General features: G+C 42.9%; 1 pseudogene. It reads left to right on the forward strand.

Annotated features, from left to right (window positions below):
* A pseudogene (locus R7E78_RS25915) lies at window positions 1-623 on the forward strand (AMP-binding protein); the annotation flags it as partial.
* Window positions 624-791 lie beyond the last annotated feature (168 nt).

Here is a 791-nt window from a genome sequence, read left to right on the forward strand (position 1 = left end):
GTATGTCGATGCCTGGCGCGCAAGTGGAGATTGGCGAAAACAACGAGATTCTGGTTCGTGGCCCGATGGTGATGCGTGGTTACTACAAAATGCCAGAAGAGACAGAAAAGACGTTTGATGAGCACGGTTTCTTAAAGACCGGTGATGCTGGCCATATTGATGAAAATGGCAACCTGTTCATCACCGATCGCATTAAAGAACTGATGAAAACCTCTGGTGGTAAATACATTGCACCGCAAATGATCGAAGGTGCGATTGGTAAAGACCACTTCATTGAGCAGATTGCGGTGATTGCCGATACACGCAAGTTTGTTTCTGCGCTGATTGTGCCGTGTTTTGACTCTCTTGAAGAATATGCGAAAGAACTGAACATCGCATACCACGACCGAGTTGAGCTTATCAAACACCACCAAGTGGTCGAAATGCTTGAGAAGCGAGTGAATGAACTGCAAAAAGAACTGGCGAAATTTGAGCAAGTTAAGAAGTTCAAACTGCTACCAAGAGCTTTCTCTATGGACGATGGAGAGTTAACGCCAACGCAAAAACTGCGTCGTAAAGTGATTAACGATAAATACCAAGACGAAATCGAAGAAATGTACAACGAAAAGTCAGATAAAAAGTAACAAGCACTGACTTAGATTTCAGATTGATGAAAAGATCCCCAGCCATACCTTTTGGTATCGTTGGGGATTTTTGTATGTGCAGCAGTTCGGCTTGATGATGCAGATAACGGGGGAATTTCTGATGTTTGGGTAAAACTCAGTGAAATTATGTTCTTTTTTTTGTCGTTA

Source organism: Vibrio sp. YT-19(2023) (assembly GCF_033337395.1).